Here is a 24,869-nt window from a genome sequence, read left to right on the forward strand (position 1 = left end):
GATGGATTTAATTTTGATTGGATTCATGGGTAGTGGCAAAACCACGATTAGCCAGTTACTTGGCGAACGGCTAGGAGTGCCCGTGACCGATTTAGACCAGGTGATTGTAGAAACCGCCGAACGATCCATCGCAGCCATTTTTGCTGAACAGGGCGAAGTAGGGTTTCGCCTGTTAGAAACTCAGGCGCTCGCCACCCAACTGGATCAACCGGGGATTTTAGCGACCGGAGGCGGCGTTCCCACGCAGGAACAGAATCGGGAACTTTTACAGTGCCACGCGGCTCCGGTGGTTTTACTAGAGATTGCCCCCGAAACAGCTTACGAACGGGTGAAAGCGGATGAGCATCGGCCGATTGCGAAAAACCTCGATTTAGCGGAACTAGCGGCGTTGAAAGACTCTCGTCAGGGATATTATCAAAGCTGTGCTGATTTAGTTGTGGACGCTAATCAGGATCCGAAGGCGATTGTGAATGAGATCATGAATTATTATCAGTTAAACTAAAAGATTTTCTGAAATTTTCACGATAATAAAAATAAACTACCAATGGTCGTCAGCAATTTGAAGATTGCTAATAATTATTGGTAGTTTTTGCTTTAAAGATCTTTTTTAGAAGAGAAAATGGGTGATGGTTAAAATAACTCCATCTTTAATTAACCCGATTGCTAACTCGAAATTCTAGTATGCCAAATTGCGATGCACCGTTTGTGACAAACTGGTTATTGTCATTGATTTGCCACAGATAGTTCTCGGTCTGTAGGTGCTGCTGCTGGCAAAAATGCCGAAGCTTGGTTAATCCTTGGTGAATGCCAGCTAGCGTATTTTCAACGCGGATGCCAACAAACAAACCCGCTGGCTTGGTAATGCTGGGAATCATCACGGTTGGAGCTGGTTTATGAACTTCGCGGATGATGCGAAACGAAGCAGTTGGATAGCCATCCGGTTGATCAACGCCTAAGTTGGTTAAAAATCCAGATTGATTGGTATCAAGAACTGCTAGTTGGTTAAATTGTTGATAAAATTCTGCAAATAATTGCGCCACTTCCTCCTCCGTACAATTAACTGATTGCTGGGAACACCAAAAGGCCGTTTCAATCTCGTTTTGCAGAAACGGTTCATCCAAAGGTCGTTTGGGGGTGGTAGTTTGGTGGAGTTGATGATTAATCACCGTTTGAATGGCAGTTAATTCATCAATTTTATGGTTAATCTGAGTTTGAAGTTCAACTAGTTTATCAGGAGCTAGTCCCTGTCGGTGCTTACCCTGTAGTTTTTTAATTTCATCTAATGAAACGCCCAAGCTGCGTAAGCCCAGGATAAAAGTTAAATTGTATAATTGATTGTAATCGTAATAGCGATAACCATGGGCATCCCGCCGTTGGGGACGAAAAATGCCCTGCTTATCATAGAAAATTAAGGTCCGCCTGGTGGTGTTAGCAAGGCGCGCCATTTCACTGATTTTTAGCATAACTGCTCCTTTTTGACTGTAACGTGACGTTACATCGTATAATGGAATTAAATTAATTATCAAATCTTTAGAGACGTTTATCAAGGAAAGGTGGCAATAACCTTGCGGCAATCATCGCTATTTGCAAATGATGAAGAGACGGCTCCGTTGGCTAGTCGGGTTCGGCCGCAAACTTTAGAGCAGTTTGTGGGGCAACAAACTTTGTTAGGCCACGGGAAAATTCTCCGAGAACTTATCGAAAACGACCAGGTTTCGTCAATGATTTTTTGGGGTCCTCCAGGAACCGGGAAAACGACGTTAGCAGAAATAATTGCTAAAACAACCCAGGCGCATTTCATTAGTTTTAGCGCGGTGGATAGTAGTATTAGCAAAATTAAAAAGGTAATGCAACAGGCAGAAACGGAACGAGAAGTCGGCCAGAAGACGATTGTTTTTGTTGATGAAATTCATCGGTTTAATAAGGCTCAACAAGATGCCTTTTTACCCTACGTGGAACAAGGTAGCATTATTTTAATCGGAGCCACCACCGAAAATCCGTCGTTTGAGATTAACTCGGCCTTATTATCACGGTGTAAGGTGTTCGTGTTAAAACCACTGCAGGTGCCAGACATTGTGAAACTGCTCCACCAGGCCTTAAACCATCCGAACGGTTTTCCCAACCAAACCATTAAAATTGGTGATAATGAGTTACAGGCAATTGCGACTTTCTCCAACGGGGATGCTCGGACCGCTTTAAATACGCTAGAAATGGCGGTTTTAAATGGCAAGCGGGACCAAAACGTGGTCACCATTACGACTGATGATCTCTCACAACTAATTAGTCAAAAGTCAGTACTCTACGATAAAAACGGAGAAGAACACTATAATTTAATTTCCGCACTGCATAAGTCGATGCGCAATAGTGACGTTGATGCGGCTATTTATTGGTTATCCCGCATGTTAGCAGGTGGCGAATATCCGCTCTACATTGCGAGACGGTTGGTCCGCTTTGCCAGCGAAGACATTGGATTAGCGGATTCGAATGCTTTGAACGTGGCGATTAACGTGTTTCAAGCCTGCCAGTTCCTGGGAATGCCAGAGTGTGACGTTCACTTGGTAGAGGCAGTAACTTACTTATCCTTAGCACCCAAATCGAATGCCTTGTATAAGGCCCGGCTCGCTGCGGAGAAGGACGTGAAAAAGACCATCAATGATCCGGTTCCACTGCAAATTCGCAATGCTCCCACCAAATTAATGAAAGACCTCGGTTATGGGAAAGATTATCAACTAGCGCATTCTCATCAAGCTAAATTAACCACGATGAAAACAATGCCGCCCAATCTAGAGGGAAGTGAGTACTACTTACCCACCACTTCTGGCAACGAACGACGCTTTAAAGACCGGTTAGAGCAAATTAAAGCATGGCATCAAAAACACGACTAATGGAGATATTGTAATGGACCATAAACAGAATGAAATTACTCAAATCGAAGTCCGGGGTGGCAACGTCCACAACCTGAAAAACATTAACGTCAACATTCCCTTAAAGCAATTTGTGGCCATCTCCGGCCTCTCTGGTTCGGGGAAGAGTTCGTTAGCAATGGGAATCTTGTACGCCGAGGGGTCGCGTCGTTACTTAGAAGCGCTTTCGACCTACACCCGCCGGCGGATTAGCCAGAATCAGGGAGCGCCACAAGTACAAGAAGTTAAACACATTCCGTCGGCCTTAGCCCTGCGCCAACGACCCGATGTTCCGTCCGAACGTTCCACGGTGGGGTCGATGACGGAGGTTTTTAACGTAGTGCGGCTAATTTTTTCGCGGTTGGGTTCGCCAGTTTGTCCCAACGGGCACCGGTTGAAACCCAGTCTGAACATCGCCCAAGTCATGGATTTGCCGGGCGACAACCCCGAAATGGGTTGGGTGACCTGTCCCGTGTGTGGCATTCACTTTATGATCAAGTCGGCCGAGGATTTTTCCTTTAATTCTGCCGGGCGCTGTCCTAAATGTGATGGAACGGGAGAGGTACGGGAACTCGATGAACGCAAATTGATTGGTAACGAGAACCTGACCCTCGACGAGGGGGCCGTGGCGTCTTGGCACTTACCGGGTCGTAACTTCATGCCGACGGTAGCGGCTACGTTGGGTGTCCGGACGGATGTTCCGTATAAGGACCTAACGGACCACGAAAAAGACATTGTCCTGCACGGAGCCAAAAAACAGTATCCAGTGGACTTTCGGACGTCAACCGGACGAGTTTTTCATACTGATAACACGCTGTATGAGAACGCCTACGCCGCTGTTTATGATTCATTGAAAACGGCCAAGAGTGAACGGTCCCTGAACAAGATTAACCAGTTCTTTCACTTCTCAGTGTGCCCGGTTTGTCACGGTAGTCGGCTGAATCCCGATTTATTAACCCAAATTGTCGGGGAAAAGAACATTGCCGAAGTAGCGGACCTAGCGTTGGGTGATTTAGCGGATTGGGAACGCGTGACGAAGCACGAGCTACCGGCTGACATGCACCACATGGCCGATATTTTATTTTCCAACATGCAGGATACCCTCCATCCGTTGTTAGAACTGGGTTTGGATTATTTGACCCTTTCTCGGGGAAGCAACACGCTGTCGACTGGTGAATTGCAACGGATTCAACTAGCTAAAACCCTGCGGACCGAGACCACCGGGGTCTTGTACGTCCTAGATGAACCATCGATCGGACTGCATCCAGATAACGTGAAAGGACTTCTCCACGTCTTTCGAGCCTTGATTGCGCAGGGAAATTCCCTGGTTGTAGTGGATCACGACGTGGACATTATTGCCGCCGCCGATTGGATTATTGAAATTGGTCCCGGATCGGGGGCCCAGGGAGGCCAGGTGATTGCGGAAGGAACGCCAGCGCACTTACAGTCGGATCCACAATCTTTAATCGGACCATTTTTATCTGGAAAAGCACCAGTTATGCACGAGAAGATGGCTAGTCAGCAGGATGCACAACAGCTTGATACCACGGTGCAGGTGGCTGATTACTTTAACCTTCACGATGTGACCGTTACGATTCCCGGCAATCAGATTACGACGGTCACTGGTTTTTCGGGAGCGGGAAAAACTAGTTTGATTTTAGATAGTTTGGTACCGGCAATTACGGCGCAAACTCGGGGTCAGCAACTGCCGGAACAAGTCCGCCGCTTGGACACTCAGTTAGATCACGTGGTTAGCGTCGATGCTAAACCAGTGGGGAAGAACGCCCGCTCCAGTCTAGCCACCTACACAAACATCATGGATAACTTACGGAAGCTGTTTGCCGGTTTACCGGCCGCCCAGGAGCATCACTACAGTGTTTCGGACTTTTCGTACAACAATAAAAAGGGCGCTTGCCCGCACTGTGGTGGAATTGGCGTTATTACTTTAGACATTCAGTATCTGCCAGACATTGAACAAACTTGTCCGGTGTGTCATGGAAATCGGTACAACGATGAGATTCAAGCAATTAAGTGGCACGGCTATTCCATCGTGGACCTACTCAAGTTGTCCGTCCGGGATGCATTACCGGTCTTTCAAGAAGTACCCGCCATTCAACGGACTCTGCAGACCTTAGCTGAAATTGGCCTTGATTACTTCCACTTGGGGGAAAGTACTCCAACCTTGTCGGGAGGGGAAGCCCAACGACTGAAACTGATTAACCACCTCGGCAAGCACCAGGAACGGACCCTGTTCGTGTTTGACGAACCGTCGATTGGATTGCATCCCCTCGATGTCCAAACTTTGTTGGGAGTCATGAACCAGCTTAAACAACGCGGGGCTACCATCATTATCATCACGCATGATCTGGAGCTGGTGGCGAACGCTGATTATCTGATTGATTTGGGTCCCAAAGGGGGAGCAGCCGGGGGTCAACTGATGGCAGCTGGCACACCGCAAACTTTAGTTCAGCACCCGACTAGTTTGACGACGCAGTATTTAGAACAGTACTGGCAGAAATTTGGGTTAGGAGGTTAACGTGTCGATGAAAAAAGTTACTTCTGACCGCAACTTATGGGTTTACCTAACCTCATTTTTCCTCTATAACTTTGCCCGGGTGCTACCCCATGCGGTGTTAACCGTGATTTTACTGGATAAGGGGATGAGCATCGGTGAGATTGCAATCATTCAAAGTTTCTTCATGGTGGCGGTCTTATTGTTTGAATTTCCGTCCGGAATTTTAACCGACACCTGGTCCGAGAAAAAAATTTACCTGTTAGCGCTCGCACTGTTAGCCGTTTCTTACTGTTTGATTATGGGCTCGCACTCTTTCGTAGTGCTGTGTTTGTCCTGGTTTATCTACGGAATCAGTAGTGCCTCCATCAGTAGCTCGTTGGAAACCTTTTTCTTGCGCAAGTATCGGAATAACGAAACGTTAATTAAACGGTTCAACGTCCGGTTTAACAACACGGATCTAATCAGTGGCCTGGTGGGCGGAGGACTCGGTTCTTTCATTTATGCTTATCTAGAAAACGCGCTCTACATCATTTCGATTGTACTAATTATCGTTTCGGCAGCTCTGATTGTGCTCTTTTTTCGGGGCGATGAACGAGTTAGTGTGGGCGAACTAACCAGTCTGAAAACGATTCTAGCGGAATTACGGAGCATCAAATCGCCCAGTCTCTATCGGAGCATCTTTTTGCTGGCCGTGTTTCAAATCATCATGCAGCTTTTTTTCCAATTTTGGCAGGTGTTGTTTCTAGACGCCGGAATTAATAAAAAACAATTTGGACTGTTCTACGTTGTCTTTCAGATCATCGCGCTGTTCAGCAACTGGATCTTTGGCCGGGTGAGTTTTAAGCACCATCAGGTTAGTTTGGTGGTTTTAATGGCCGCGTTATTGATTGGTGGAATTTATTTCAATCAGGGCACGGGTCTGTTTGTGGTTTTAATTTGCCTCTTTTTATTGCCATTCAACATTTACAGCAATCAACTTCAATTAGACATTCAACGTGAATCGCCCACGACCGCCGTGGCTTCGGTAGTTTCTTTTGCCGGGACCTGTGGGAGCGTGGTGTCGATGTTGTTCTTATGGATAGTCGGACTGTTGGACCACTTTCAAACCTTTAACGTGGTTGCGATTGAGGCTACGCTAGTATTTCTAGTAATTTCATTAGGCGCTTACTATGGCAGTCGGTTACGGACGAAATAATTGATGTAATTTAAGTCAGCTGGAATGCTGACTTTTTTTGTAAGGAAAATTAAATCTAAACGTTGACTTAGAGTGTACTCTAAGGAATACCATTAGGTTGTGAGTAGGAAAGGAGTTGGTTAGCATCGCGAACGATTACTATTCCATCGGTGAATTTGCAAAAAAAACGGGACTTTCAACGTATACGCTGCGGTATTATGAGCGGGAAAATTTGATTGTACCGCATCGGGATCAGAAACAACGGCGCTTTTATACGGAACAAGACGTCGGCTGGGTCCATTTCCTCATGCATCTGAAGGGCACCGGCATGTCTATGAATGAGATTCAACAGTACATTACCTGGCGGGCGCAGGGGGATGCGACCATTGAACAACGTAAAGAGTTACTACAAAACGTCCGAGAACGAAGCTTAGCCCAGATTCGGGAAACGCAAAATCATTTGGAGATTCTTTCCCATAAAATCGATTGGTATGACGGTAAATTGGACCATTCGATTCAGGATTCGGAATCTTTTGCGGAGTATTTAAAACAATTTAAAACCGAAAATTAATTGAAGGAGTATGAATATGGCAAACGAAATTAAAAATGAAAATGTCAAAAACGGAGTAATTTTTCCCGTCGGAGAAGATAATCCGTACGGACAATATTTTACCGGGAAGAGCTTTCTGGACACTTTAGTGGCGGACCCCGATCTTGATGCTAGTGTTGGAAATGTGACTTTTGAACCCGGGACGCGGAATAACTGGCACGTCCACTACGGATACCAAATTTTGTTAGTTACAGGTGGTGAAGGTTGGTACCAAGAAGAAGGGAAACCAGCTCGGCACCTTGTTCCTGGAGACGTCGTAGTCACTAAAAAGAACATCAAACACTGGCACGGGGCTACAAAAGACAGTTGGTTCGCCCACATTGCGATTACCAGTGGAAAATCAGAATTTTTAGAACCAGTTTCTGATGCAGAATACGATCAGTTAGGAGAATAATTATGGTGCAAAAACAAACAGCAGGGCACGATAACTTTGGTGATTTTGCCCCGAAATTTGCCGAAATGAACGATGACGTTTTGTTTGGTGAAATTTGGTCGCGGGAACAACAACTTCCTGCCAAGCAACGGAGTTTAATTACGTGCACGAGCCTCATTTCCCAGGGCATCTTTGGCCCGTTGCAGTATCACTTAGAAACGGCGAAAAAGAACGGTGTTACCAAAGAAGAAATGGTGGAAGCCATTACCCAGTTAGCGTTCTACGCGGGTTGGCCCAAGGCGTGGACAGCTATGAGTCTCGCTAAGGAAGTTTATGCAGAGGACTAAAAGAAAGGATGATTGAAATGGCTGAAAAATGGACTGTTGCCCAACTAAAAGAGTTTAGTGAAGCTGATGACATGAAGGTTTCACCGTTTTACAGTGACGGAAAGACTTACGGAACCCCAACCTGGATTTGGTCCGTAGTTACAAACGATAATTTATACGTCCGGGCCTATAACGGCCAAAACTCGTCGTGGTACCAAGCAGCGATGCAGCAAGGAGCTGGTAAGATTCATTTGGCGGGTCAGAACTACGAGGTTAAATTTGAAGGAGTTTCTAATACTCCCGAATTAGACCGCGCCATTAGTGCGGCTTACCAAACTAAGTATGCTAATAGTCCTTATTTGCCACCGATGCTAAAAGAGGGACCGGTTGGAGCAACGGTGAAGATTATTCCTAATAATTAGATAGATTACAGAATTCATTGCTAGTTTTGCTGGCAGTGAATTTTAATTTGGGAGGAAAAATTAATGACTAATCACCATATTTTTAACCGTAACAGTTCGGAATATGCTGAAATTCAAAAAATTAAAAGTGCCAATGAACCTTTAATTCAACGCTTGAATTTAGAACCGCATTCGCCGGCAGAGATCAGAACCTTGCTAACTCAAATTACTGGGAAAGAAATTCCAGCTAGTACGGAAATTAACGTTCCGTTTGAAACCGATTTCGGCAAGAATATTACAATTGGAAAAGATGGATTTATCAATAAGAACGCAATGTTTGTTGACCTAGGTGGAATTTCAATTGGAGATCGTTGTTTAATCGGTCCCAACGTTACCTTAGTTAGTGTTAATCATGCCCAACCAGTGGCAGACAGAAGAAGCCTTGAATTGGATCCAGTTAAAATTGAGGATGACGTTTGGCTGGGTGCCAACGTAACGGTATTACCAGGTGTCACGATTGGAAAAGGAGCAATTATTGGTGCTAATAGCTTGGTTACTAAGGACGTTCCCGCCGGAATGATTGCGGTGGGTAGTCCTGCTAAAGTCATTAAACCGGTTGCTTCTAAATAAACAAAAAAACCGACTATTTTGTAGTCGGTTTTTTATAATTTCACTAATTAGATTGGTTGTCCCGTGGGCCGAACCAAGACTTCGTTGATATCTACGTTTTCTGGTTGACTCATCATGAAGACCGCAATTTCAGCAATGTCTTCGGATTTTAACCAACCATTCTTGTTGGCACTGTTGCCTTCCAGCATTTGTTTTCTGATTTTTTCATCATGAACCGTTGAGTAGAGGTTCGTGTCCACAGCTCCAGGCGAAACAATTCCGGTTTTGATGCCATTTTGATGTTCTTCTTGGCGAAGTCCTTCCATGATGGCTCGGACGGCGTACTTGGAACCGTTGTAAACCGCGGAACCAGGGTAAACCACGTGCCCAGCAACGGAGTCGGTTGCCATAATCAAACCATGACCTTGCTTACGCATGATTGGAGTGGCAGCACTAATCCCGTTGAGTACCCCCATGATGTTGGTATTTAAAATGGCTTGCCATTCAGCCAACTTCTCGGCATCGGCAACCATTCCCTGGGGCATGATCCCGGCGTTGTTGTAGAGCACGTCTAGTTGACCAAATTTTTCCACCGCCAATTTAACTAAACTTTGTACGTCCGCTAGCTTAGTTACATCGGTTAATTGAACAGCGAAATTTTCAGGATGAGCCACCGTATTTAGCATTTCATCTAACTTGGCTTGGTTCCGCGAACCAATTACCACCTTAGCCCCGCGTTCGTTAGCTAACTTTGCGGTAGCGGCACCCATTCCAGATGAGCCACCGGTAATGACAACTACTTTATCTTTAATTGGCATAATTTTTTCCTCCTTTAATCTTTATGATATTAATATAAACCTTCCACTGCACTCTAAGTCAAAGAGAAAGGATTATAGGATCTAGAACGAAAAACTTAAATTAATTCTAGTTTCGACAAGCAATAGAAATAAAAATTCTCCGCTGGTGTAATACTTAATTGCGTTTTAGCGTGGTTAAATTAAGGGTGATTGGTCGTTGATTGCGCCAGAAAATCTAGTAACTGAAACATTGCGGTTTTGTTTTCACTAGGGATCGGCGTGGTATCAATCTCCGTTGGCGTTTGCTGCAAGTCGTTGTGATCCAAGGCATACCGACCGTCATTGACTATCATCTCGTGCACGTTATCCTGGGTGGGTTCCAGGTGAAACTGCAGTCCGATGATATTGTCTCCAATTAAAAAGCCCTGCTGTTGCACTAAATCCGAACTGAACAACAATTCGGCCTGGTCGGGGAGTTCGCAACAATCTTCGTGCCAATGCAAGGCAGTTAGTTGGTGGGGCAGACCCGGAATTTGGTCACTTTGTAAGTAAACGGAAGCCCAGCCCACTTCTTTAGCAGGAGATTTAACCACTTGTTTGCCAAAAACTTTGGTAATTTGTTGAGCGCCAAAGCAGGCTCCAAAGATGGGTTTATGGTCTTTAACTAGTTGCTGAATTAGTTCCCGTTCTTGTTCAATCCACGGAATCCCGTTGTTAGGACTCATGGGACCACCGAGAATTACCAAGAAGTCGGTTTCTGCGGCCGTGGGTAACATCCCAAACATGTACGGGTGATAGACGTATAACTCGTAGTCGTGATTATCTGCCCATTCTTTAATGGTGCCCGGACCTTCATCCGGAGTGTGTTGTAAAACGTTGATGCGCATCATAATTCCCTCTTTTTAGCTCTTAATTTGTGGTAATCATACCATTTTCTAGCAATCAGAAGGAATCACATTGATTAGTTCATTCCAGGACTCGGCGTATAATTAAGTTAGGAAAAGAGCAGTTTAATTTAAGTAAGCGAGTGATAGCATGGTAGTTTTAATTGGATACAGTTGGTTAATTATTCTCAAAAAATTAGGATACTTGATCCAACACGGTCTAACTGGGAGCCGGAGCATGGTGGTGCTTGCCACGTTATTGGTCACGGTGCTGGTGGTCGGCGTGTACTACTGGGCCAGGCACAGCCAACAGCAAAACAGCCAGACGATTGCGCGGATTGTGGGCCGAATCGGGTCGATGATGAAGCGGATGATGGAATGGTTGCCGTTTAAATAAAAGATAGTAATGCAAATTAAAAATTAGCTATGCAGTTAGCATAGCTAATTTTATTTATGGGCAATCCAAGCCCAAATGATTTGAATGATTAGTAAAACAAAGCAAAAGGCCGTTAAAATCCCCCAGGTGATGATTTTTAAAGTGGGTGATTGATTAATGCCAGCTCCATCGGACTGACGGATAAAAATGATAATTGTCAGCCCAATGTAGGCAATTAATTCAACGAAGGAAACGATTTTCCAAGTTCTAGATAAATTTTTCATTTTTGGCTCCTAGATGAAAAAAATTATTAATACATTAATTATATCAAAAACTCACTTAGTTGCCAAAGCTAATTTCCATCTCCGGTGGGACCGGAGCCGTTATAGTTAGCGGTTGATTAGTAAAGGGGGTCTGCATTCGCACCCGCCACGAATGCAGCTGCATCGCCTGCCCAGTCTCTGCCTGCGGATCATACAACGGATCGTTTTGAATCGGATGACCGAGGAACGCGAGGTGCACCCGAATTTGGTGGGTCCTCCCGGTCTCTAGCTGAACCGCGAGCAAGCTTTCCGTCGGGCTACTTTGGAGCACGCGGTAATGGGTGACGGATGCCTGGGCATTTGGTCCGTTGACCCGCCGTTTGCGCTGGTCGGTGGGGTCCAAACCGATGGGCGCCTTGATGATGCCAGCCGGGGCTAGTAGTTGTCCCCGAATCCGGACTAAGTATTCACGTTGGATTTGTTTTTCGCGGATCATCTTGGTAAGAATCGGCACGGCGGCGGGGCTTTTGCCAAAGAGCAGTGCGCCACTGGTTTCCTGGTCTAAACGGTGAATCATGTAGACCGGATGGGGTGCATAGTGGGCTGCTACACCGTTTAATACTGCGCCACTTTCGCTCGGTTGGTTAGCGTGGGTCTTGATCCCGCGTGGTTTATTGACAATGACAAAGTCGGAGTTTTCAAAGAGAATCGGAATCGTGAGGTGCTCGTCTAACAGCGTCTTTGGGAACGGATTGCGAAAATCCTGCGGGAGAAAGGTTAAACTAACCACATCGGAAGCTCGAAGCATCGTATTCATGGGTTGGTAGCGGTGGTTAACCAGCACCCGCTGGTTTCTCCGTAAGTCGCCCACTAACCGTTTGGGCAGTTGCAACTGTTTCTTTAAAAAATCCCGCAGCGCGATTGTCCCGGTCGCTGTTGCAACGGGTAATTCATAGTGCCACTGCATCTTAACTCCTTGTGGTTACGAAAAACCGACCACAAATGTGATCGGTTTTAATGATTGAACTTTAATTATTTTACGATTAAAACGTCTGGCTTAGCGCTCCGAATGACGTAGTTAGTTACAGAACCAACCACTAGTTGTTCCACGGCGGATAAGCCGGTGGCGCCCATGACAATTAAGTCATCCTTGTGGTCTTCTGGGAATTCATGGGCAATAATCCGCTTCGGATTGCCGAACCGCATGTGAATGGAAACATCGGTTAAACCAGCTTTCACGGCTGTTTGTTTCAAAGTTTCCAAAATTTCCTTGGTTTGATCCGTCAACTTGTAAACCGTATCAGCAGAAACTGCGTTACCGTAGTTTCGGTTGAATTGCGTCACTTGGATGACGTTTAAGATGTCTAAGTGGCTGTTATTTTGTTTAGCTAATTCTACGGCGCGGTTCAAAACCGGCATGGTGTCTTCGCCGCCGTCTACAGGAGCTAAAATCCGTTTGTAATTCTCTGTCATTACGATCACCCCGTTATTCTATTTCCTTAACTATATCATTTTTTAGCCTAATTGACACGCACAGGAGGGTCATTTCAACCGAAAAAATAAAAAAGGGTTTGACAAGCAATAACGTCCGTGCTTAAATAATACCAACTCAAAAGAGAGGAATTTACTAATGAAGACTAGAACTTATTCAACTACAAATCGTGCCATTTTAGTCATTGCGTTTGTCTCCTAACCGGAATCTACGCAGGGACGATTTGTTAGTGCTCAGCTAGATTCACCAGGTGACTGTAGCTGAGCGGTTCTTCTAAGTTAATTCGAGAAGAAAGATTTAAAAGCTCGCTACCAGTTACACTGGGGGCGAGCTTTTTGTTTAGGCCGGGAATTCAATTAGTTAGAGGAGGAATTGATGATGCGATATGGAATCATTGGCGCCGGAGCCATGGGTTACCGGTACGGAGTTTTATTACAAGAAAAGGCGGGCGTTCCGGTTGATTTTATTGAAACTTGGGATCCGAACCGCGAACAAGTTCGTGAACAGGGAGGCGTCTACGTGTCTCGTGATCATGAGAATCGGCATCTCGTTCCGATTAACATTTACGCCCCAGAAGAGTACGACGGCCATCCTGATGTGTGGATTGTCTTTAAAAAACAAATGCAATTAGCCACCGAACTGGAACGGGACGCAGCCGCCGGTTTATTTACGGATGACCAGTACGTCTTTTCCGCCATGAACGGATTGGGCCACTTTGAAAAGTTAGCCCAGCATTTCAATCCCGACCAGATGCTCGCCGGAACGGCCATGATTGCGACCGTTTTAAACGGGCCGGGCGACGTGGATTTCATGGGTCCAGAAAACGGGGAAGCGATGCACATGGCTCCGTACAACGACCAAGCCCCGGACGAAACGATGGAAGAAATCTATGCTGACTTTCAACGAGCAACTTTAGGACCAGAGATGAGCAATAACTGGTTAGGAATGTGTTTGACGAAGGTGGCCTTTAACGCCGTTTGTAACACGCTTTGTACCATGTTTGAAATCAACATGGGGCAGTTTGGTGCCTACCCCGGCGCCGCGGAAATGGCCGTGCAACTCTTTAACGAAGCTCATGATGCTGCCGCTCGGGCCGGCATCAAAATGATTGAAAATCGGGGGCAACAGGTCCAAAGCGTGCTGGATTCCTGTGTGAAACTGAAGTACCACTATCCATCGATGTACCAGGACTTTTCGAAGGGTCGGCCCACGGAGGTTGACTACATTAACGGCTACATCGCGCGGTTAGGCCGGAAAAACGATTATCCGTGCCGGACGCACGAATTTGTCACCCACGAAGTTCATTTAGCCGAACAAATGCGGAACTCTAAAAATTAAACAAGCGAGGTCAAAATTATGCCATTTCATTATTCTAACTGTGTTCCTAAAAGCGATAGCAACGCTACCGAGGACATCTTAAAGGCGGCTGCCAATCCAAACGTAATCTCCTTTGCCGGTGGATTACCGGCTCCAGAACTATTCCCAGTTGCCGCTGTAAAAAAGGCCACCGATAAGGTTTTTGATCAATATGGGCAACAAGTTTTACAGTACGCGGGAACGCTGGGCTACCCCAAGCTACGCAAACAGATTGCACAAATCATGCAGGACCGGCAGGTAGATGCTAGCACTGATAACATTGCAATTGCGACGGGTTCCCAACAAGCCATTGATTTGGTGGCCAAAATGTTGATTAATCCGGGAGACGTGGTACTGGTGGAAGATCCCACCTACTTAGCAGCCTTAGACGTTTTTCGTTCCTACGGCGCTGATTTAGTCGGAGTCGCCATGGACGATGATGGCATGCAGATGGACGACTTGGAACAAAAGTTAGCCGCTCATCCAGATGCCAAGTTTATCTACACGGTACCGAACTTCCAAAACCCAACCGGCCGAACCATGACGGTTGCACGACGGGAACGGATGACGAAGATTGCTGATGCGGCTGGAGTTCCCATCGTGGAAGACGACCCGTACGGAGCCATCCGTTACGCAGGTGAGATGTTACCTCCGATCAAGCACTACGACCACACGGGGAACGTGGTTTCCATCAGTTCCTTTTCTAAGATGTTAGCTCCGGGACTCCGGATTGGGTGGTTAACGGCCGAACCGGCTTTCTTAAAGAAATATACGTTACTGAAGCAAAATGCTGATTTGCACACTGACAATTTGACCCAGTACATCATCTCCCAATTCTTGATGGATGAAGATTTGCCAGCGCACATCAAGAAGATTACGGATGTTTACGAACACCGCGCAAAGTTGATGTTAGCTGAGATTGACCGGGAATTTCCGGATGACGTTTACCATAGTCAACCCGAGGGTGGCATGTTCATCTGGGTGGAAGTGCCCGGCAACATTTACAGTGATGAGTTAGCCAAACGGTGCTTGGAAGCCAACGTGGCCGTGGTACCGGGCTCTGCATTTTACTCAGGAAAGGCTCAACCGGGAACCTTCCGGCTGAACTTCTCCAACATGAATGACGATCAAATCAAAGTGGGAATCAAACGGATTGCCCAGGTGTTGAATGATTTAGGTGCTAAATAATGATGCTTGTCCTTCGCTTTCAATGACCGACAATAGTCAGCTTGACGAAAATTCGGTATACTGAAAGGGAAAAGGATGGGATGGCAATGAAAATTAAACGACTTACCTGGTGGACTCTGTTGACATTAGGCTGTTTCTTACTTCTGAACGCCGTGCTGAGTCTAGGGATTTTTCGGAGCAGCGTGGCTTCTTTCTGGCGGTCCGAAATTGCCGCCGTTGTCATGATTTTGTTACCGTTAGCGGTCGCCTGGTTGGGGATCCGCCTGGGTCTCTACGTATTAGCGCTGGTGCAAGCGCTCTACGTGTTGGGCTACTGTAATGCCGTGTACCGTCTAATTCAGCTTCCACACTTAGGATTGCCAGTCCGCTTGGGCGGGCTCGTCTTGGTAGTGGGAGCGCTGGGAGTACTGTTATACTGGTTCCGGTTGGCTTGGCAAGTTCGTCAATCCTTAACCAAGGAACGAGTGCAGCGCTACCTGAAATTTAGAAAATAGCGAGGATTTTCATGAAGATTGAAGAAAATGACTTTGTCACGGAAGCAGAAGCCGGAACGTACGCACACAAAACGGTTACGTCGTCGTTGGCAGATTTAAACGAAGCAACGAGCCAAACGTTGCGGCCGTTGGTTGAATTTGTGGAAGCAGCCGTGAACTCTGATAAGTTAGCTAGTGCCGACTTACAGGTCAGCGATGCGGATATCTTAGTACAACTACAGACATCGATTATTAATCTCCCGTTGGCATACGGGAAGAACATCCACAAGATCATGGTGGGTGATGGTGAAGTCGACGTGAACGTGTACATGATTATTGCGGCTCCAGAGATTAACCGCTCCAAGTTGCGAATTGATGAGTTAATGGCCGCTGAGCAATTGGTAAAGGATCCCGACCAAGCGTTAAATCAGTTTACGGACTGGCTCGAAGCTCAGTTAACCACGCTGGCCGAAAACCAACAGGCCGCCGCGGAAGAAGCAGACTAGCTAAATTAAAGTTAGTTTGCTATAATAAAGGCATGCGACGAGCCGCATAAGCATAGCTTATGATGGGAACCACATTAACTGCCGAATTGCAGGTGGTTTGACTAGGCAGTGATGTGAACACTTACCAAGTCCACTTGGGAAACTAAGTGCCGAACAAAAAAGCACCTCTGATTTTTAAATCAGAGGTGCTTTTTTATTTACTTGTAATTTTAAAATAATCTGTCTGGGTTAAGCCCATGTAGTGGGCGTCCCGGTAGGACCCGGCTGCAAAGAACTGGTCCTTAATTGTCCCTTCAATGTGAAAGCCAAACTTTTGGTAGATGTGCAGTGCTGGCGCGTTAGCGACATCAACGTACAGATAGAGTTTGTGGAGGTTCAACTGGGCAAAGGCTAAGTGGAGCAATTGTTCCATAGCGGCCTGGGCATAACCATGACCGTTTTCGTTATCCAACAGGGCAATTTCAAATTCACCGACGCGGGCAATCGGATCTAAGTCAATGATTTCTACTAGTCCGACACCGTGGTGTGGGGTTTCGGTGGTTTGAATCGTCTGACTGACAATCTGGGGGTCAGTGGTATGCTGTTTTAAAAAGTCACTGACCTCATTTGCACCCAGTAGGGGTGGTTTAAACCAAAACCGTTGGGTGCTGGCTTGTTGAAACAAGGTTTGAATCAAGTCGTAATCAGCGGGTTCCGTGGTGAGGGGCTGTAAAAAGATGGAAGTGGGCATTGCATTTCTCCTATTTGACTAAGTAAACGCGATCGTTAATTAAATCGAAGTGGGGCAGGTACTGATTGAGCTGTTCAATCCCATGGTCATTAACCAACTCGGCGTGTTCCCAAAAGGCCGGGGAATTCGTGGCACCGTCCTTTTCGCCAATCACAATCAGCTGGACCTGATGACCGTCACGGCGGATGGCGGCTAAGAGTTCGTCATCAACCGGCACTCCGTCGGGCGACCAGCTCATGATGATGTAATCGACCTGATCCTTGTATTTTTCGTAGGCCTCCAGAGCGTTGAGCTTTTCAATCGGAGCTACTTGGTGCTTACCAGTTTCGTTTTCCGATTGCCATTCAAGGCTGTCGGTCCCAATCACGTTGGCCTTTTGGTCCAGGAGCCCCTTGGTAATGTAGCCGTTGCCGGCCATCACTTCTAACGCCGGCTTACCGTCTAGATATTGAGCCAGCTGTTGGGTAAAGGACGACGAAATATAGGCCCACATCCCGTAGTGTTCCTCTAAGTAATCCCGAAACGAACGCAGGTCTTTGTCTACCTGGGGCAGTAGATTGGAAATTCGATCCCACTCGCGGTCACCAGCCGGATCGCCCAGCGCATAGCGGTCGTTGACCCGCTGGTACAGACGATCCTGGATGTCATCCGGTAAAGTTAGATTAGGTAAGTCCTGGGGTAACCGGCCAGCTTGCAGGAGCTGATCCGCCATCAAGGCGTGGTTTAGCAGGAACTTCACCTCCGGATAGTGGTCAAAGGCCTTGCGGTCGGTCTGTAACCGTTGAATGTAGTCCGGAGTTTTTTTGACTGGCGGATGATTCTTTTGAAAGTTCTTCAGTAATTTTTTTCGTTTCATTGTTGCTCCTAGGATTAATAGTTTAAATCAAGCTCCTCTTGGGTATCACGACCATCGTCGTGACGGCCCTTTTTTCCGTGCAAAAATCCATCGATTAGTTGGTAAATCTCATACCGATCGTTTCCAGTTAACAGTTGCTCGTTAAAGTAGAGGTCCGTTCCGGAAATGAATAGTTTGGATAAGTCCGTCTTTTCGCTGTCGACTCGTCCACTGAGATAGTCCATCGAAATCCCAAAGTAGGTCGCTAATTTGCGGACCTCTACATACGATGGGTTGCGGATGCCGCGCTCCCAGTTGCCAATTTGGGATGCGGTGTTTTCGTGCCGCTTATCACTTGGAAACATTTCGTTTAGTTCAGTGGCTAGTTCGGCTAGGGTAATGTGTTTTCCGGTCCGTAAGGCCTTCAGTCTTTCTGGGAACATAGCACGACCTCCTTTTTCTTAATATTATACTTCATCCATCCCTAAATGATAGGGGGCTCCGTTTTAAATTAGAGGGTTAAATGGTATGATTAAAGTATAAAAATTACTAAAGAAGGGAGGGATTAGATGCTGTATTTAGGAATTGCGGTTGTAACGTTAATTCTGGGCTTGGTGGTTGGTTATGGTCGTGAAAACCACCAGTTGAATCACCGCCTATCAAAAGCGACTGCCCAAGCCGAGCAAATCGAACAGGAGAACCAGCACCAGATTAAACAAGCGGTGCAGGCCATCCAAACTAAGGTGGAAACGGACGTGGCTGAGCATCAGGACGAGGTCAACGAAGAAATTGACGAGCAAGTCGTTGAAAACCAACTGCGCCAGGAACGAGTTGAATTGCAGGAAAAGAGTTTGCAGAGTTTTGCCAGTCGGTTAGAGAAAAGTGAGCAGAACGTGCAACGGGAGCAAACCGAATTGCAGGAGCTGGAGCAGACCATTGACCAAACGCAGCAACAGGCCGACCAGTTGGTTCAGCAACGCACCGATCTACTTCATGAAAAGAGTGGATTGTTGCCCGAGCAAGCCGAACAGACCGTGTTGAACATGACCCAAACCGCGTTACAACAGGATTATGAACAATCGGTTCGAGATGAACACGAGGAACACGTATTGACGGCCACGAAGGAAGCCCGCCAGTTAATGGTGGAAGCCATTCAAAATGGACCAATCGACGTGCCGCGCGATCACATTGACCGCAACGTGATTATTCCAGATGAGGGGATGCGTAATAAGATTACCGGGAAAAACGAGCAACGATTGCGTCTGTTAGAAACGTTAATCGGAGTGGATTTAATCTTCAATCCTGATAGTCCAGAAACCCTAATCATCAGTACGAACGATCCGATTCGTCGGGAAATTGCTCGAGGCACGATTAACGAATTAATCACGGCGCGGCAACTGAATAACGCGGTGATTGAAAACGTGGTTCGTAGTACCGAACGGCAGGTAATTGAGCAACTTCGTTTGACCGGAGAAGAAACGTGTGCAAACCTCCACTTAGGTTGGGTGCATCCGGATCTGATGAAGCTAATCGGACGCTTGCAGTACCGAACTAGTTACGGGCAAAACGTTTTGCAACACTCGGTCGAAGTAGCCGAACTCTGTGGGATTATGGCTACGGAGCTAGGTGTGAACGTCCGTCTCGCTAAACGGGCTGGTCTGCTCCATGATATTGGAAAAGCGGTTGACCGCGAGGTAAATGGCACCCACGTGGAGTTGGGAGTGCAAATTGCTGAGGCCTATGGAGAAGAAGAGTCCGTGGTGGATGCGATTGCATCATCTCACGGAGACGTCGATTCTGAAACCACGATTTCTGTCCTAGTCCGAGTGGCCGACTCCATGTCGGGAGCGCGGCCGGGCGCGCGGAGTGAATCCGTGGAAGAATATTTGAACCGACTCAAGGGCTTAGAACGAATTGCCAACGCTCATCCAGAAGTAAAGGATAGCTATGCAATTCAAGCCGGTCGGGAAATCCGGATGATGGTTGATCCGAAGGCCAGTGATGATGAGCAAACGGAGCAGTTAGCTCAACAGGTTTGTGCGCAAATCGAAGCTGAACTGACGTATCCCGGTAAAATCAAGGTAACGGCGATTCGTCGGTCGAACGCCGTTCAGTACGTGGGTGGCAAACAAGTCCCACGGAAAAAACACGTTAGTTAAAATCCGTTTCCGCCGGGAACGGATTTTTTTAGTAATGTGACATTTGGAGGAATGCGTGGACCGATTGCGTGGGATTACGTCGTTCTGTTGTCCGCATGTTGAGTTTTAGGGACAGTTCTCGGTATAATAAGTTTTAATGAAGCCCAAACAACTGGAGGAATTATTAGCTGATGATTAAACAAACCAAAGCGTTTCACCTAGCCATTTTAGCCCTGTTCATTGCCATTGTGATTTTACAAAGTTTTGTTCCGTTTCTGGGATACATTCCGGTCGGACCGATTAACATTACAATTGTGCAGATTACCGTAATCATCGCGGCGGTATTGCTAGGACCAAAGGATGGCGCCCTCTTAGGACTGGTGTGGGGACTTTTGTCCTGGGTTCGAGCCTTTGTGGCGCCCACGAGTCCCCTGAGTACGCTGGTGTTTACTAACCCATTGGTTTCGGTGGTCCCGCGGGTTTTAGTGGGCCTCTTTGCCGGGTACGTCTTTTTGTGGCTCACGCGGGCCCACTGGCGCCAAACCTGGGCGTTAATTGTGACCGGGGCCGTGGGTTCGGCGTTAAATACCCTACTGGTAGTGGGCTTAATCGGGATTTTCTATCGCACCCCCGCTGTGGCGCACGCGTATGGAGTTTCTAGCCCCGCTTTACTGGGGAACGTATTGATGACGTTGGTCGGGACGAATGGAATTCCGGAACTAATCCTGTCAGCAATCGTGGTGCCAATCATTGCCACCCCGTTGCTGAAACTCTGGCGCCGGTAATGAAAGGAAAATAGGATGGAAAAGCATACGGGCATTAGGTTCGATCACGTTCAATTTCACTATCCGCATCAGGCTGACCCGGTGTTGCAAGCGATTAACTGGCAGATTCCTACAGGCAGTTGGGTGTCGCTATTGGGTAATAACGGGAGTGGGAAATCGACCCTGTTGAAACTGTTGGTGGGGCTAGAGTGGCCCCAGTCTGGAACAATTACCATCAACGGTCAGCCCGTCCAACCAATCACTCAATCCGTTAATCCGACTGTCGGAATGGTCTTTCAAGATCCCGATAATCAGTTTGTGGGGGCGACCGTAGCCGATGATGTGGCGTTCGGATTGGCGAATCAAGATTTAGATCAGGCTGAGTTACAACAGCGGGTCCGAGAATCGCTCCAGTTAGTCGAGATGGAAACAGCCTTAGACCGAGCTCCGGACCAGCTCTCCGGAGGCCAGAAACAACGAGTGGCCGTTGCCAGCGTGATGGCGCGTCGGCCCGCGGTGTTATTGTTAGATGAAGTTACCAGCATGCTGGATCCGCAGGGACGCCAGGAGTTGATTACGCAACTGCACCAACTACACCGGCAGTTTGGCATCACCGTCATTGAGGTTACCCATCAACCAAACGAGGCGATGCTAGCCGACGAAGTCGTGGTTTTACACGATGGTAAAATTGCCATGCAGGGAAAGCCTACCGCTGTTTTAAGTCAAAGTGAGCAGCTAGCGGACTGGGGACTGCAGGCCCCGTTGCTGTACCGGTTGCGCACTTGGCTAGCAACTCAAGGTTATTTCGTTTCGGAACAACAGGCGGCAACCAGCGCTGATTTGAGGGACGCTTTATGGCAATTGAAATCAAAAATTTAACCCACTGGTATCCAGATCAACCAACGGCGGCCTTGCAATCAATTTCGCTGACCATACCAGATCACGAGATAACCGCTATCGTGGGGAAGACCGGAAGCGGGAAATCGACCCTGATTAAGCATCTCAATGGTCTTTTACAACCAACGACGGGAGAAATTGAAATTGTGGGGCAACGGTTAACCCAGCGTAGTTTGGCGCGGGACTTACAACGAGTTCGTCAGCAAGTCGGCATGGTGTTTCAAAATCCGGCTCAGCAGCTCTTTGCAAAGACGGTGCTGGACGACGTGATGGCGGGACCAGTGGCATTAGGAATGGAACGAGATCAAGCCCAGCAACGAGCACAGACGGCGCTGCAGTTGGTGCATTTTCCTGTGCGGCTACAGAGCCAGGATCCCGTCTTACTTTCCAGTGGACAACAGCGCCGGGCAGCGATTGCTGGTGTTTTAGCCTTAGAACCACAGGTGGTAATTTTTGACGAACCCACAGCCGGATTGGATGCCCAGGGACAACGCGAGTTACTGCATTTATTACGTGACTTGCAAAGTGTGGGACGTACCATCATTATGGTGACCCACGAAATGGACCTTGTGGCCCAGTTAGCTAGTCAGGTAGTAGTGCTTGCGAACGGGCAATTGGCGTTTGCTGGCGCGCCCCGGACGCTATTTCAATCTGAACCGGAGTTGGTGCGATCCACTAATTTAGTACTGCCCGAACCACTGCAGGTGGCACAAACACTGGATACTACTACGCCCAGGTCGGAACTACCGTTGACAGAAACTGAATTACAGCGCTGGCTCTTACGTTACTTAGGAAGGGATGATGACCATGGCTCCACATCGGGATAATTGGGTGCGCCAGTTGACGCCGGGAACGCAATTAATGAGCATCCTCCTGGGACTTTTGGCTGTCTTTTTGAACCAGAAGCTAGGGTTAGCGTTCTTGTTGCTGCTGGGAAGCTTCGGGTTGGTTAAGTTGTCCGGTTTCAGCATGCGACGTTTTCTCCGGCGCATTCGTTTATTCGTCTTCTTTCTGATTTTAACCGCATTCTTTCAATTACTCTTGGTGCATACGGGTCCAATCTTGTGGCAGTGGGGGATTTTGCAGGTGACGGCCGGGAGTTTACGAGTAGCGCTGCTTTTGCTTGCTAAGTTTGGCACGGCCCTGGTGGTACTGAACCTTTTGACGTTAATTGCCAATCCGGTCGCAATGACTGCTGCTTGTGAACGGGGACTGGCCCCGCTTCAAAAGGTGGGCATTCCGGTGGGAGATGTTGCGTTAACCCTCAGCATTGCGTTTCGGTTTGTTCCCACTCTGACCAATGAGTTTCAGACGGTCACCGCGGCACAACAGGCCCGGGGGATTACCTATCGCACTGGTCCGCTGAAACAAAGAACCCAGGCGCTTTTAGCCGTGTTCCTACCGGTGCTCGTGAATAGTTTTCGCCGGGCCGAGGATTTAGCTGCAGCGATGCTCCTCCGGGGCTATGATGGGAAGCATCGATTACCTCAGTACCTGATTCCTCAACGAACGGGCAAGGACTGGTTCACGTTTGGAACGAGCTTATTACTTCTAGTATTAATCGTCGGGATTAATTATTTATAATTAAAAAACAGTTATTTCATCGCGAAATAACTGTTTTTTAATTGCTATTTAATTACTTTAAAGTTGCGGGTGTGATCGGCCTTCACTTCAGGATGCTTTTGCAAGTACTTGGCAATCAGGTTGCTCATCGTAATCGTGTCATACCGAATCACCTTATCTTCACTATACATTGGGTAGTGGCCCCCTCCGACGGCCCGGTAGGTATTTAAGACGATCTTTAATTTCATTTTATTGGTCACCGGTTTGCCGTGGTAGGTCGGATTAATGACGCGTTTCCCAATCGGATTAGAAACCTTAATCGTATAGTCAATTCCAGCGTACATGTCGTAGTTGTAATCACGAATTTTAGGATGGTGATACTTGGGATCAACGATAATTTGGTCGTTTTTAATTGTAAAGTATTCGGCCGTTTTTTCAAGCGCCGCCTTTAAATCAGCTCCCGTAATTTCTAACAATGAGAGGGTGTTGGGGTAGACGTAGTTTGTGATAATGTTGCGCATTGTGATCGGATTTTCAAAACCCCGAGCTTCGTTCGAAAAGAGGGCGGTAGCCGAAACGTCACAGCCCATCGTTTCCATCTGGACCTTTTGAATGAAGTTGACGAAGGCCGAACCGTGGAGCCGAACCTGGAACGGATCGTCGTAGGTCATGCTGCCATCAATGTGAGCCAAGGGAAGGGCTAGCCACTTTTCAACGTTGGCTTCCGTTGCCGTAAAACTGTCGGCCGTTGTGGCATCCGGTTTAGCGTCGCCCGTCTTAATCAATTTTTGGTGACTCTTTTGCACTTGGTAGCGCCCGTTTACGCGTTCGAGGTCGAGTTGAATTCGGCCAACGTAACTGCCCCGGTGTCCTGGCTGGACGTAAGGAATCCCAAATAACTTACCGGCGAGCGCCCGGTGTTGGTGCCCCGTTGCCATCACGTCAATGCCCGGCACTTGTTGCATAATCGCGTAGGCCTCGTTTTCACCATCAATTTTATCGTTTGGTTTTCCGTCACTTAGATCACGTTCAAACCCACCGTGGTAGAGGACCACCACGACGTCTGCTTTTTCCCGCATTTCGGGAACGTACTTCTGGGCCGCTTCTAACGCGGAGATAAATTTTAAATTGTGAATACTCGCCTGGTTTTCCCAGGCATCCACGGATTGAGTGGTAAGCCCTAGGACCGCCACCTTTAAGTCTCCAAAGGTTTTAATGGCATAGGGATCTCCAAACGCGGGGGTTCCGTCAGCGTTTAAAATGTTCGCGGACACGAACTGGCGCTGACTGCCCGCAATGGCATTTTTCAGGTACTCTTGTCCGTAGTTAAACTCGTGATTACCAACCGTCCCAAAGTCATACTCGATGCTATTAAAGGCCGCGTTAATGGCAGTGGGAGCCACCGCTTTTTCGACCTCAGCTTGATAGTAAGCGAGCGGTGATCCTTCCAAAAAGTCACCGTCGTCGAGGGTCAAGTGATACTCACTTTTTTCTTGCTCCCGCTTTAAAATGGTGGCCGCTTTTTCCAGGCCAAAGGGCTGATTAGCGTGGGGCTTAACGTAATTCGTGGGTGCCAAGAAGCCGTGCGTATCGCTAGTGGTTAAGATTGTCAATTTCATGTGCAGCCCTCCATCGGATTGTAGAATGTTTAAATTATAATATTAAAAAGCGTTCGTGTAAATTAAGTAAAGTAATT

Annotated in this window: 29 protein-coding genes; 19 read left to right on the top strand and 10 right to left on the bottom strand. The window is 47.3% G+C overall.

The window, feature by feature from the left end; translation table 11 throughout:
• Position 1: 1 nt before the first annotated feature.
• Positions 2–502, top strand: coding sequence for a shikimate kinase (locus tag M3M38_RS05050; RefSeq protein WP_252813781.1), 501 nt, complete (start codon positions 2–4; stop codon positions 500–502).
• A gap of 145 nt (positions 503–647) precedes the next feature.
• Here M3M38_RS05050 and M3M38_RS05055 read toward each other — a convergent pair whose 3' ends face one another.
• Positions 648–1,463 carry a MerR family transcriptional regulator gene (locus M3M38_RS05055; RefSeq protein ID WP_252813782.1) on the bottom strand — a complete coding sequence of 272 codons (816 nt, stop codon included), beginning with the start codon at positions 1,461–1,463 and terminating at the stop codon, positions 648–650.
• Between the two features lie 102 nt (positions 1,464–1,565).
• Between M3M38_RS05055 and M3M38_RS05060 the strand changes: the two genes are divergently transcribed.
• The 8 genes from M3M38_RS05060 to M3M38_RS05095 all read left to right on the top strand — a co-directional run bounded on the left by M3M38_RS05060 (position 1,566) and on the right by M3M38_RS05095 (position 8,932).
• Positions 1,566–2,885 carry a replication-associated recombination protein A gene (locus M3M38_RS05060; RefSeq protein WP_252813783.1) on the top strand — a complete coding sequence of 440 codons (1,320 nt, stop codon included), beginning with the start codon at positions 1,566–1,568 and terminating at the stop codon, positions 2,883–2,885.
• Positions 2,886–2,898: 13 nt separating this feature from the next.
• Complete coding sequence (locus M3M38_RS05065; RefSeq protein WP_252813784.1) at positions 2,899–5,439, top strand: ATP-binding cassette domain-containing protein; 2,541 nt, start codon at positions 2,899–2,901, stop codon at positions 5,437–5,439.
• Positions 5,440–5,446: 7 nt separating this feature from the next.
• Positions 5,447–6,613: an MFS transporter gene (locus M3M38_RS05070; protein WP_252814868.1), complete on the top strand. Its 1,167-nt coding sequence runs from the start codon at positions 5,447–5,449 to the stop codon at positions 6,611–6,613.
• A 115-nt stretch (positions 6,614–6,728) separates the two neighbouring features.
• The gene (locus M3M38_RS05075; RefSeq protein ID WP_420842622.1) at positions 6,729–7,163 is read left to right on the top strand and encodes a MerR family transcriptional regulator; all 435 of its coding nucleotides are present in this window, start codon (positions 6,729–6,731) and stop codon (positions 7,161–7,163) included.
• Positions 7,164–7,179: 16 nt separating this feature from the next.
• A complete protein-coding gene (locus M3M38_RS05080) occupies positions 7,180–7,596 on the top strand; it encodes a cupin domain-containing protein (protein ID WP_252813785.1) in 417 nt (138 codons plus the stop codon).
• Between the two features lie 2 nt (positions 7,597–7,598).
• Entirely contained in the window at positions 7,599–7,922 is a 324-nt protein-coding gene (locus tag M3M38_RS05085) for a carboxymuconolactone decarboxylase family protein (RefSeq protein ID WP_252813786.1), read from the top strand.
• Between the two features lie 17 nt (positions 7,923–7,939).
• Complete coding sequence (locus M3M38_RS05090; protein WP_252813787.1) at positions 7,940–8,323, top strand: DUF2255 family protein; 384 nt, start codon at positions 7,940–7,942, stop codon at positions 8,321–8,323.
• A gap of 63 nt (positions 8,324–8,386) precedes the next feature.
• The gene (locus tag M3M38_RS05095; RefSeq protein WP_252813788.1) at positions 8,387–8,932 is read left to right on the top strand and encodes a sugar O-acetyltransferase; all 546 of its coding nucleotides are present in this window, start codon (positions 8,387–8,389) and stop codon (positions 8,930–8,932) included.
• 47 nt (positions 8,933–8,979) lie between these two features.
• Here M3M38_RS05095 and M3M38_RS05100 read toward each other — a convergent pair whose 3' ends face one another.
• Both M3M38_RS05100 and M3M38_RS05105 read right to left on the bottom strand, forming a co-directional pair.
• Complete coding sequence (locus M3M38_RS05100; protein WP_252766673.1) at positions 8,980–9,729, bottom strand: SDR family oxidoreductase; 750 nt, start codon at positions 9,727–9,729, stop codon at positions 8,980–8,982.
• Between the two features lie 179 nt (positions 9,730–9,908).
• Positions 9,909–10,595, bottom strand: a complete 687-nt coding sequence (locus M3M38_RS05105) for a type 1 glutamine amidotransferase (protein ID WP_252814870.1) — start codon at positions 10,593–10,595, stop codon at positions 9,909–9,911.
• Between the two features lie 148 nt (positions 10,596–10,743).
• Between M3M38_RS05105 and M3M38_RS05110 the strand changes: the two genes are divergently transcribed.
• Positions 10,744–10,989 carry a hypothetical protein gene (locus M3M38_RS05110; RefSeq protein WP_252813789.1) on the top strand — a complete coding sequence of 82 codons (246 nt, stop codon included), beginning with the start codon at positions 10,744–10,746 and terminating at the stop codon, positions 10,987–10,989.
• A gap of 50 nt (positions 10,990–11,039) precedes the next feature.
• Here the strand turns inward: M3M38_RS05110 and M3M38_RS05115 are convergent, their stop codons facing one another.
• The 3 genes from M3M38_RS05115 to M3M38_RS05125 form a co-directional block, all read right to left on the bottom strand.
• Entirely contained in the window at positions 11,040–11,252 is a 213-nt protein-coding gene (locus M3M38_RS05115) for a DUF3923 family protein (protein ID WP_252813790.1), read from the bottom strand.
• Positions 11,253–11,307: 55 nt separating this feature from the next.
• Positions 11,308–12,198 (bottom strand): RluA family pseudouridine synthase, encoded by an 891-nt coding sequence (locus tag M3M38_RS05120; protein ID WP_252813791.1) that lies wholly within the window; start codon positions 12,196–12,198, stop codon positions 11,308–11,310.
• Positions 12,199–12,263: 65 nt separating this feature from the next.
• Positions 12,264–12,704 carry a universal stress protein gene (locus M3M38_RS05125; protein ID WP_252766677.1) on the bottom strand — a complete coding sequence of 147 codons (441 nt, stop codon included), beginning with the start codon at positions 12,702–12,704 and terminating at the stop codon, positions 12,264–12,266.
• Positions 12,705–13,101: 397 nt separating this feature from the next.
• Between M3M38_RS05125 and M3M38_RS05130 the strand changes: the two genes are divergently transcribed.
• The 4 genes from M3M38_RS05130 (at position 13,102) to M3M38_RS05145 (ending at position 16,246) form a co-directional block, all read left to right on the top strand.
• A complete protein-coding gene (locus tag M3M38_RS05130; RefSeq protein ID WP_252814871.1) occupies positions 13,102–14,061 on the top strand; it encodes a ketopantoate reductase family protein in 960 nt (319 codons plus the stop codon).
• Between the two features lie 18 nt (positions 14,062–14,079).
• The gene (locus M3M38_RS05135; RefSeq protein ID WP_252813792.1) at positions 14,080–15,267 is read left to right on the top strand and encodes an aminotransferase-like domain-containing protein; all 1,188 of its coding nucleotides are present in this window, start codon (positions 14,080–14,082) and stop codon (positions 15,265–15,267) included.
• An 86-nt stretch (positions 15,268–15,353) separates the two neighbouring features.
• Positions 15,354–15,761 carry a hypothetical protein gene (locus tag M3M38_RS05140; protein ID WP_252813793.1) on the top strand — a complete coding sequence of 136 codons (408 nt, stop codon included), beginning with the start codon at positions 15,354–15,356 and terminating at the stop codon, positions 15,759–15,761.
• Positions 15,762–15,772: 11 nt separating this feature from the next.
• Positions 15,773–16,246 carry a hypothetical protein gene (locus M3M38_RS05145; RefSeq protein WP_252813794.1) on the top strand — a complete coding sequence of 158 codons (474 nt, stop codon included), beginning with the start codon at positions 15,773–15,775 and terminating at the stop codon, positions 16,244–16,246.
• A gap of 193 nt (positions 16,247–16,439) precedes the next feature.
• Here M3M38_RS05145 and M3M38_RS05150 read toward each other — a convergent pair whose 3' ends face one another.
• From M3M38_RS05150 to M3M38_RS05160, 3 genes are read right to left on the bottom strand one after another with little or no spacing between them, the layout of a single operon-like run.
• Entirely contained in the window at positions 16,440–16,976 is a 537-nt protein-coding gene (locus M3M38_RS05150) for a GNAT family N-acetyltransferase (protein ID WP_252813795.1), read from the bottom strand.
• Between the two features lie 10 nt (positions 16,977–16,986).
• On the bottom strand, positions 16,987–17,832 hold the full coding sequence (locus M3M38_RS05155; RefSeq protein WP_252813796.1) for an SAM-dependent methyltransferase: 846 nt from the start codon (positions 17,830–17,832) through the stop codon (positions 16,987–16,989).
• 14 nt (positions 17,833–17,846) lie between these two features.
• Complete coding sequence (locus M3M38_RS05160) at positions 17,847–18,254, bottom strand: helix-turn-helix domain-containing protein (protein ID WP_252795111.1); 408 nt, start codon at positions 18,252–18,254, stop codon at positions 17,847–17,849.
• Positions 18,255–18,380: 126 nt separating this feature from the next.
• Here M3M38_RS05160 and rny point away from each other — a divergent pair, with 126 nt between their 5' ends.
• The 5 genes from rny (at position 18,381) to M3M38_RS05185 (ending at position 23,194) form a co-directional block, all read left to right on the top strand.
• Positions 18,381–19,970: a ribonuclease Y gene (gene rny, locus M3M38_RS05165; RefSeq protein WP_252813797.1), complete on the top strand. Its 1,590-nt coding sequence runs from the start codon at positions 18,381–18,383 to the stop codon at positions 19,968–19,970.
• A gap of 170 nt (positions 19,971–20,140) precedes the next feature.
• A complete protein-coding gene (locus M3M38_RS05170; protein WP_252813798.1) occupies positions 20,141–20,734 on the top strand; it encodes an ECF transporter S component in 594 nt (197 codons plus the stop codon).
• Between the two features lie 15 nt (positions 20,735–20,749).
• Entirely contained in the window at positions 20,750–21,592 is an 843-nt protein-coding gene (locus M3M38_RS05175; protein WP_252813799.1) for an energy-coupling factor transporter ATPase, read from the top strand.
• A complete protein-coding gene (locus M3M38_RS05180) occupies positions 21,568–22,437 on the top strand; it encodes an ATP-binding cassette domain-containing protein (RefSeq protein ID WP_252813800.1) in 870 nt (289 codons plus the stop codon). Before M3M38_RS05175 ends, M3M38_RS05180 begins: the two co-directional genes overlap by 25 nt.
• Positions 22,418–23,194: an energy-coupling factor transporter transmembrane component T family protein gene (locus M3M38_RS05185; protein ID WP_252813801.1), complete on the top strand. Its 777-nt coding sequence runs from the start codon at positions 22,418–22,420 to the stop codon at positions 23,192–23,194. The genes M3M38_RS05180 and M3M38_RS05185 overlap by 20 nt, the downstream gene beginning before the upstream one ends.
• 44 nt (positions 23,195–23,238) lie before the next feature.
• On the opposite strand, the gene M3M38_RS05190 is transcribed toward M3M38_RS05185, so the two are convergent.
• On the bottom strand, positions 23,239–24,792 hold the full coding sequence (locus M3M38_RS05190) for a bifunctional metallophosphatase/5'-nucleotidase (protein ID WP_252766689.1): 1,554 nt from the start codon (positions 24,790–24,792) through the stop codon (positions 23,239–23,241).
• Between the last annotated feature and the right edge of the window lie 77 nt (positions 24,793–24,869).

This window comes from Fructilactobacillus cliffordii (assembly GCF_024029355.1).
GTDB classification, from domain to species: Bacteria; Bacillota; Bacilli; order Lactobacillales; family Lactobacillaceae; genus Fructilactobacillus; species Fructilactobacillus cliffordii.

Bases quoted from the DNA above. Each gene is read 5' to 3' on its own strand.
- M3M38_RS05050 (WP_252813781.1), top strand. From the start codon at position 2: ATGGATTTAATTTTGATTGGATTCATGGGTAGTGGCAAAACCACGATT.
- M3M38_RS05055 (WP_252813782.1), bottom strand. From the start codon at position 1,463: ATGCTAAAAATCAGTGAAATGGCGCGCCTTGCTAACACCACCAGGCGG.
- M3M38_RS05065 (WP_252813784.1), top strand. From the start codon at position 2,899: ATGGACCATAAACAGAATGAAATTACTCAAATCGAAGTCCGGGGTGGC.
- M3M38_RS05070 (WP_252814868.1), top strand. From the start codon at position 5,447: ATGAAAAAAGTTACTTCTGACCGCAACTTATGGGTTTACCTAACCTCA.
- M3M38_RS05080 (WP_252813785.1), top strand. From the start codon at position 7,180: ATGGCAAACGAAATTAAAAATGAAAATGTCAAAAACGGAGTAATTTTT.
- M3M38_RS05085 (WP_252813786.1), top strand. From the start codon at position 7,599: ATGGTGCAAAAACAAACAGCAGGGCACGATAACTTTGGTGATTTTGCC.
- M3M38_RS05090 (WP_252813787.1), top strand. From the start codon at position 7,940: ATGGCTGAAAAATGGACTGTTGCCCAACTAAAAGAGTTTAGTGAAGCT.
- M3M38_RS05095 (WP_252813788.1), top strand. From the start codon at position 8,387: ATGACTAATCACCATATTTTTAACCGTAACAGTTCGGAATATGCTGAA.
- M3M38_RS05100 (WP_252766673.1), bottom strand. From the start codon at position 9,729: ATGCCAATTAAAGATAAAGTAGTTGTCATTACCGGTGGCTCATCTGGA.
- M3M38_RS05105 (WP_252814870.1), bottom strand. From the start codon at position 10,595: ATGCGCATCAACGTTTTACAACACACTCCGGATGAAGGTCCGGGCACC.
- M3M38_RS05110 (WP_252813789.1), top strand. From the start codon at position 10,744: ATGGTAGTTTTAATTGGATACAGTTGGTTAATTATTCTCAAAAAATTA.
- M3M38_RS05115 (WP_252813790.1), bottom strand. From the start codon at position 11,252: ATGAAAAATTTATCTAGAACTTGGAAAATCGTTTCCTTCGTTGAATTA.
- M3M38_RS05120 (WP_252813791.1), bottom strand. From the start codon at position 12,198: ATGCAGTGGCACTATGAATTACCCGTTGCAACAGCGACCGGGACAATC.
- M3M38_RS05125 (WP_252766677.1), bottom strand. From the start codon at position 12,704: ATGACAGAGAATTACAAACGGATTTTAGCTCCTGTAGACGGCGGCGAA.
- M3M38_RS05130 (WP_252814871.1), top strand. From the start codon at position 13,102: ATGCGATATGGAATCATTGGCGCCGGAGCCATGGGTTACCGGTACGGA.
- M3M38_RS05135 (WP_252813792.1), top strand. From the start codon at position 14,080: ATGCCATTTCATTATTCTAACTGTGTTCCTAAAAGCGATAGCAACGCT.
- M3M38_RS05140 (WP_252813793.1), top strand. From the start codon at position 15,354: ATGAAAATTAAACGACTTACCTGGTGGACTCTGTTGACATTAGGCTGT.
- M3M38_RS05145 (WP_252813794.1), top strand. From the start codon at position 15,773: ATGAAGATTGAAGAAAATGACTTTGTCACGGAAGCAGAAGCCGGAACG.
- M3M38_RS05150 (WP_252813795.1), bottom strand. From the start codon at position 16,976: ATGCCCACTTCCATCTTTTTACAGCCCCTCACCACGGAACCCGCTGAT.
- M3M38_RS05155 (WP_252813796.1), bottom strand. From the start codon at position 17,832: ATGAAACGAAAAAAATTACTGAAGAACTTTCAAAAGAATCATCCGCCA.
- M3M38_RS05160 (WP_252795111.1), bottom strand. From the start codon at position 18,254: ATGTTCCCAGAAAGACTGAAGGCCTTACGGACCGGAAAACACATTACC.
- rny (WP_252813797.1), top strand. From the start codon at position 18,381: ATGCTGTATTTAGGAATTGCGGTTGTAACGTTAATTCTGGGCTTGGTG.
- M3M38_RS05170 (WP_252813798.1), top strand. From the start codon at position 20,141: ATGATTAAACAAACCAAAGCGTTTCACCTAGCCATTTTAGCCCTGTTC.
- M3M38_RS05175 (WP_252813799.1), top strand. From the start codon at position 20,750: ATGGAAAAGCATACGGGCATTAGGTTCGATCACGTTCAATTTCACTAT.
- M3M38_RS05180 (WP_252813800.1), top strand. From the start codon at position 21,568: ATGGCAATTGAAATCAAAAATTTAACCCACTGGTATCCAGATCAACCA.
- M3M38_RS05185 (WP_252813801.1), top strand. From the start codon at position 22,418: ATGGCTCCACATCGGGATAATTGGGTGCGCCAGTTGACGCCGGGAACG.
- M3M38_RS05190 (WP_252766689.1), bottom strand. From the start codon at position 24,792: ATGAAATTGACAATCTTAACCACTAGCGATACGCACGGCTTCTTGGCA.